At 68.4% G+C, this 6,302-nt stretch carries 7 protein-coding genes; 4 read left to right on the top strand and 3 right to left on the bottom strand.

All coding sequences use genetic code 11. From position 1 onward, the window contains the following. The gene (locus ACIPSC_RS32865; RefSeq protein ID WP_400831506.1) at nucleotides 1–240 is read right to left on the bottom strand and encodes a hypothetical protein; all 240 of its coding nucleotides are present in this window, start codon (nucleotides 238–240) and stop codon (nucleotides 1–3) included. Nucleotides 241–592: 352 nt separating this feature from the next. Here ACIPSC_RS32865 and ACIPSC_RS32860 point away from each other — a divergent pair, with 352 nt between their 5' ends. The 4 genes from ACIPSC_RS32860 to ACIPSC_RS32845 all read left to right on the top strand — a co-directional run bounded on the left by ACIPSC_RS32860 (nucleotide 593) and on the right by ACIPSC_RS32845 (nucleotide 4,801). Then, complete coding sequence (locus ACIPSC_RS32860) at nucleotides 593–1,018, top strand: hypothetical protein (RefSeq protein ID WP_400831503.1); 426 nt, start codon at nucleotides 593–595, stop codon at nucleotides 1,016–1,018. Between the two features lie 9 nt (nucleotides 1,019–1,027). Continuing rightward, complete coding sequence (locus tag ACIPSC_RS32855) at nucleotides 1,028–1,237, top strand: Rmf/CrpP fold protein (RefSeq protein ID WP_400831499.1); 210 nt, start codon at nucleotides 1,028–1,030, stop codon at nucleotides 1,235–1,237. Between the two features lie 166 nt (nucleotides 1,238–1,403). After that, nucleotides 1,404–3,359, top strand: a complete 1,956-nt coding sequence (locus ACIPSC_RS32850) for a 2'-5' RNA ligase family protein (protein ID WP_400831497.1) — start codon at nucleotides 1,404–1,406, stop codon at nucleotides 3,357–3,359. Nucleotides 3,360–3,517: 158 nt separating this feature from the next. Beyond that, nucleotides 3,518–4,801: a phage major capsid protein gene (locus tag ACIPSC_RS32845; protein WP_400831494.1), complete on the top strand. Its 1,284-nt coding sequence runs from the start codon at nucleotides 3,518–3,520 to the stop codon at nucleotides 4,799–4,801. A 62-nt stretch (nucleotides 4,802–4,863) separates the two neighbouring features. Here ACIPSC_RS32845 and ACIPSC_RS32840 read toward each other — a convergent pair whose 3' ends face one another. Beyond that, nucleotides 4,864–5,301: a hypothetical protein gene (locus tag ACIPSC_RS32840; protein ID WP_400831491.1), complete on the bottom strand. Its 438-nt coding sequence runs from the start codon at nucleotides 5,299–5,301 to the stop codon at nucleotides 4,864–4,866. After that, on the bottom strand, nucleotides 5,298–5,909 hold the full coding sequence (locus ACIPSC_RS32835; RefSeq protein WP_400831489.1) for a hypothetical protein: 612 nt from the start codon (nucleotides 5,907–5,909) through the stop codon (nucleotides 5,298–5,300). The genes ACIPSC_RS32840 and ACIPSC_RS32835 overlap by 4 nt, the downstream gene beginning before the upstream one ends. Nucleotides 5,910–6,302: the final 393 nt, after the last annotated feature.

Here is a 6,302-nt window from a genome sequence, read left to right as displayed (position 1 = left end):
TCAGCTGCGGGTGCGCCGTACGCACCGTGCGCCGACATCGGCAGCGGTGTGAAGGGCAAGAGTGGCGGTTGCGCCGATCATGACGGGGTCCTCTCCGCCCCGTTCGGCGAGCAGCACCGCGATGGGGATCGAGGTCAGCACCCGCATGAGCTCGAGCAACCGGGGCCTGCGCCACTGCAGGTTGACCTGCTGCCATCCGGCATTCGGTCGGTCGGCGGTCGGACGCCTCGTGCTGGCCATCTGCGGTTCCCTCCCTGTGGGATGTGCTGGCGTTTCCGGCACGAGAACCACAGTGGCGAGGGCAGGAACGCGCATCAAGCGACGTTTCCGCAGGTCAGATGGGGTTGGCGCGTGGACCTTTGCGAATGGGGTGGCGGGGGCGAACGCCCTTCCCGCCACTGCCACCCTATCCGGAACTGTCCAGGCTCCCGCCCCATCTGATCCCGTTTTGGGGCGATTTCTACGTAGGGAGATCAGGCTTGTTGCTGTACGTGGCGTAGACGGCTTCCCGGCATGGGGCTGCAGGATGTGCGGCGCGACACAAGCCTGTCCCTCAGCGCACCCTCGCCATGTGCGCACCTACCGAGTCTCCGTGAAGTCCCTCCCCCCGCAGCAGGGCGGCAGTCCGCTCCCGCGGGCCGATGACGCCGCGGCCGCTCCGCCGACGCCTGAGGCTGCTCCCCCCGATGACGGCCGGCGATGGGCAGGCGATCCGTACGACGAGGGCGATGAGGTGCTGCCGGACGACCCGTCGGTAACGGCTCGGTTCTCGGCGCAGGATGGTGAGGAGGCCTGGCTGGAGCGGTCCCAGGACGGCACGCTGACCGGCTGGCTGCGGGATCCGTCCGGGCAGGTCTACCGGTACTCGGACCCTGATGCGTGGGCCGTCGATGTGGACGACGCCGGCATGGCACCGGCTGGCGGCGCCAGCGGCCCGTCGGCGGACGACGAGGCGAACGACTTGGAGGATCCCGAACCGGACGGTGAGGATGGGCTCCCGGACGAGCTGGAGAAGTAGGAGGTGGCGATGGAGGCCCAGGATCTGCCTGGTCGTGGCGACGCAGTACGAGCACTGGCGGAAGGCGCGAAGGCCGCAGCCGCCGGGAAGGACGTGTCCGACTGCCCCTACCCTGCCGACGGCAACTTCGGGCAGCGGTACCGGCGGCGGTTCTGGACACGCGGCTTCAACGGCGCGGGTACGGCTGAGGCTGCGCAGGCTCCGCCTTCGGCCGGGTGATGGACGTGATGGGGTGACCGCGCGACGGTAGGTGGTCCCAGCGGGCACGGTCGCGGGGCCCACTCGTCCCCGGCCCTGGAGGAAGCACACCGTGCCGCCGCGTACACCAGCCCGGGCGCCCCGCCGTCTGCAGGGCATCGTCACCGCCATCTGCGCCGTCACCGGTGTGCAGGACGAGGTCGGAGACGTCATCCTGCCCGGGGCGTTCACCCGCACCTTGTCGAGCCGTCCCGTCAAGCCGGTGTTCTCCCACGAGTGGAAGGACCCCATCGGGGTCTGCCATCAGGTGGCCGAGTGGCTGCCCGGGGACCCGCGGCTGCCGAAGACCACGCCGATGGGAAAGCCCTGGCCGAAGGAGGCTGGCGCCCTGGTTGCCGACGTCGGCTTCAACCTTCGCACCACCCGCGGCCGCGACACCTTCGAGCAGGTTCGGCAGTGGCACGACGAGGGCGGTGGAGCACAGTGGTCCATCGGCTACGTGGTCCCCAAGGGCGGTGCCACGAAGCGCGCAGGGGTGCGCATCATCCATGACCTCGACCTGTACGAGGTCTCACCGGTGCTGCACGGCGCCCACCCGCTCACCATGGCCCTGGAGGTCAAGGGCAATCCGGCCGGCCAGCCGAACGGGCTGGAGTACAAGGCCACAGGGCAGCCGCACGGCGAGCCCCTGGCTGGCCAGGGCGTGATGATCGCCCTGTACCCCGCGCCCGAGGTCGCCGACCAGCTCGCTCACCCGCAGGGCACCGCCGCTGGCGACCTGCACATCACCCTGGCCTACCTCGGCCAGTCCGACGGCCTGGGCGGCCACCCGGACGACCTGGCCGACCTGATCCGCTCGACGACTGCCGGCTCGCCTCAGCTGGAAGGACAGCTCGGTGGGATCGGCCGCTTCCCGCCCGGAGAGCAGGGCGTGCCGGTGTGGGTGCCTGTGGACGTACCCGGCCTGGCGGAGCTTCAGCAGCGAATCGCTGCCGCTCTGGCCGGGTCGGTGTTCAGCGAGGCGCTGCACCAGGACCACGGGTTCACCCCGCACCTGACGCTCGGCTACGACCTCCCGGACGACGTTCCCGCCATCGAACCGACGCCGGTCGCGTTCGACGAGGTGTTCGTTGTCAGGGGCACCGACCGGGTCGGCATCCCGTTGGGTCGCCCGGAGGAACAGCCCGCTACCGAGCCCGTTGACCCGGCCGGCGGCCGGACATCGGTGGCCCCGCTGAGCAATACCGAGGTGAAGACCGCTCACCAGGCCGTCGCTGAGGCCAAGGCTCTCCCCGCTCAGAGGGGGAATCTCGAGATCAAGACCGCCCACCAGGCTGTCGCGGAGGCGAAGTCGCTCAGCACCGCGGGGCCCACGACCGAGGAGAAGAGCATGCACCCGCCGATGGCCGGATCGTATGAGGAGCAGCAGGCCCGTCTCCGTGACGCGGTGCAGGTGCTGTTCCTGCCCAACCAGGAGAGCGCGGCCGAGGCGGCCTGGGCGTGCATCGAGGCCACCTTCCCCGACCGCGTGATCGTGTCCGTGGACCGGCCCGGTGCCGGGGAGAGCACCACCTACGCCGTGCCGTACGCGGCCGTCGGCGACGTCGTCACTCTCGGTACCCCGGAGCGGGTCGAGCTGGTCGTCGTGGCCGTCGACGCCGACGGGCCGGACGACGAAGAGGTGGAGGTCGAACCGGAGGAGGCCGCCGCAGCACGCTTCCTCCGACCGGCTGCAGGCCGGCTCGCTGATGCCACCTCGGCCATCGCGGTCGCTGACATCGCACCGGAGCAGCTTGAGGACCTTCGGCCGGCCGTCGAGCGCCTGCTGCACACCCTCGCGCGCAAGGGCATGCCCGTCACCGTCGACGGCGACGATCCGGACGACGACTTCGCCGACGACTGGGGTCTCTACGACCACCTGGACGATGCCACCGATGACGGTGACGAGGCGGACGGCACGAACGGTGCAAACGAGGCTCCTGCGACCGACCAGGGCGGCGCCCCGGCAACCGGGCCGAAGAGCCCGGACAAGCCCGCGGCGGCCGACGTCGGCACTACGCCCGATGACGGCGATGAGGACGCCGCCGCGATCACGCTCGATCCCAATGAGGTCGAAGCCCAGCTGAAGGCCCTTGCGGCCTGACCCGACGACGACCCGCCGTGCTGCCGTTCGTGCCCAGGGACGGCAGCACGCGACGTTAACCCCCCTGGTCCCTTCCACTGTCCCGGACGTTCGAGTCGTCCCGGTGCTGGCCGGGCGAGCGACGCGCGCCATCTGTCCACCAGCACTTGGAAGGCACCGTGAGCAGCACCGACGTATCCCTCAAGACCCTCATCGACGAGCTCGCCGCCCGTCAGTCCGAGGCGCGACGCATCTCCGACACCTTCAAGGTCGACGAGAAGGGCCGCTTCACCGTCTCGACCGAGCAGAACCAGGCCTACCGCAAGGTGATCCAGGAGGCCCAGGAGCTCAAGTCCCTGATCGACAGTCGGAAGGCCGCCGACGACATCGCCGGCTTCCTCGACGCCCCCGACACCCCGTCCGCGGCCGGCCAGTTCTACGGTTCCGCCCCCAGCTCCGAGGTGAAGTCCCTCGGTGACCTGTTCATCGAGTCCGACGGCTACGAGCGCGCTCGCGAGCGTGGCTTCGAGGGCAGTGCCCAGATCCGTGCGGGCATGGAGGGCAAGAGCATCTGGGCGCTCTCCGCGGGTACCGTCACCCACAACTCGTTCGGTGGCGCGCAGAACGTGGGCATCAGCGAGCTGGCCCGCCGCAAGGCCCGGATCCGCGACCTGTTCCCGAAGTCGACCACCAAGGCCTCCGTGCTGTACGGCATCCGCGAGACCGGCTGGACCAACAACGCCGCCCAGGTCCGCCAGCGCACGGCCGCGGACGGCACCTCGCCCGCCGCCGGCCTGCCGTCCGACCAGTGGGGCCGAGCGCCCGAGTCGAAGCTCGACTTCAAGCCGGTCATGTACCCGATCAGCGAGATCGCCCACGTACTTCACGCCCACAAGAACATCCTGTCGGACGAGCCGCGGCTGAAGACCTTCATCAACGGCCGCATGATCGAAGGCGTCAAGTACCGGGAGGACTACGACCTGCTCCACTCCACCGGCGACGGGGAGAAGCTGACAGGCCTGTTCAACGTCCCCGGCGTTCAGGAGTACCAGGCCCTCCAGGCCGACAAGCGGTCCGTGCAGGTCCGCCGCGCTATCACCAAGGGCGTGCTGGCCGAGTACGAGATGACCGGCCTGGTGATCTCCCCGAACCTGTGGGAGGAACTCGAACTCGAGACCGACGACACCGGCGCCTTCCGCATCGCCGTTGCCGTCGCCGTCGGCGCCGAGCGCAAGGTCTGGCGGCTCGGCGTCGTCGACACCACCGCCATGGCCGACGACAAGTTCCTCGTTGGGGCCTTCGGCAGCGGCGCCCAGCTCCACGATCGCGAGTCCGTCTCCGTCACCGTGTCCAGCGAGAACGGCCTGAACTTCGAGAACGGCGTCATCTCCATCCGCGCCGATGAGCGTGTCGCCCTGGAGGTGCCCCGCCCGGAGTCGTTCGTCGTCGGAACCTGGGCCTGACGCACAGAGCTTGGGCTTACCAGCCAGCGAGGTTGGTAAGCCCAAGCGCTTGCAGCACCGTCTTAGATCGCCCGAAGGTGTCGGCCGGCTCGAGCCCGCGCCGTCTGCAGCTTGGCCTGATACTCGGGGTCGTCTAGGCGCATGTCCTCTGGCATTTTGTCGATGGCATCGTAGATGTCCTCAGGGTGCTTAAAGCCCGAGATCATCTCATTGAGCTGGTATACGCCACCACGTCCACGACCAGTATCGGGCCACCGAACGAGCCGAGCCATTCTCAATGCACCCATAGAACGAGTGACAGAGCTTCGGTCTCGGGCCTTCTTTCCTCGAGAGACCAGCCCTTCTGAAATCACCTCATGGGTTGCAACTACCCGACCACCGGGCTCTTGCAGGCCCATCAGCACATCAAGCACGTCCCTGTCCAGTCGCGAAAGGCCAATTCGCGAGATGACCTCGAAAGCATTTGTTGGCGTCCACAAGAGCTCAATCTGGGCGCTCATTCCGCCGACTCCTTCTTCTTTCGGGGCCTGGTCTTAGGATCTGGGAGTACTGGCATGCGAAGGAATGTAGGAGGTGCATTCACGCTGGCGAGATACTCCAGCGCTTCGGCCTGCTTCGGACCGCCACCTTTGATTGTGACAAAGGGCTGAAGCCAGTACTTTCCGCGCTTCTCCATCCACAAGAGGTTGAGCGAGGTGAGTGCTCCAATGGCAGACCCGACATGCTGCTGCTTGAGAGACAGAGCATCAGCCATCTTCTTCTGGGTGGTCTGGAGGAACCCGCCGTACTCAGCTTCTCCAGCCATCCAGTGCCACACCCGTACCGGCGTGTACTCACTGAAGTAGAGGATGAGCCACTGGTTGAACCTGGAGGAGTCAATCTGCCACTCCTCCCCGAGCATCTGAACCGGTTCCCGGTCGGCCGGGACAACGATGCCGACAGACCGGTTGGTGGGAAGCTTGCTGATCGCAGCGTCGAGGCCCTGCTCTTCAGCCTGCCGCCTGAAGGCGTCGATAGGAGATGGCCGTCGACCTCGTGATCGCTCCGAAGGCCCCTGGGGTGCGTGAACCGGGGCACCACCAGGCTTCGGCTTCCGTGCAGCTGCCATCGCGGTCGGGCCTCTCATTGATCAGTGGACGCGCTGATCCTAGCCGGATGTGCACTGGGGATCACGTTACTCGTGCACTCCGCCGCACATGTCGCGCCGAAGTACACCCCTGGGCGTGTACTCCGTGCTGATCTCCCAGGTAGGCGCACGGCTCAGAACCTGTGCACGGGCGGCAACTTGACGCGAGATGCAGGCTGACCGAATGACAGCGGCTGGGCGCGGCGTGCTCCGCCCCCGCACCCGTGGCCAGCGCCTTGGATGCGCTGGACCATCCCCTGAGGCTGGCCTGAAGGTGGGGTGGGGGGGGGGGGGGGGGGGGGGGGGGGGGGGGGGGGGGGCGCCGCCCCCCCCGCCCGCGGGGGGGGGGGCGGCGGGGGGCGCGCGCCCCGCCGG

Origin of the sequence: Kitasatospora sp. NPDC090091, assembly GCF_044747365.1 — a bacterium.
GTDB lineage: Bacteria > Actinomycetota > Actinomycetes > Streptomycetales > Streptomycetaceae > Kitasatospora.
This window is presented reverse-complemented; position numbering and strand designations above follow the sequence as displayed.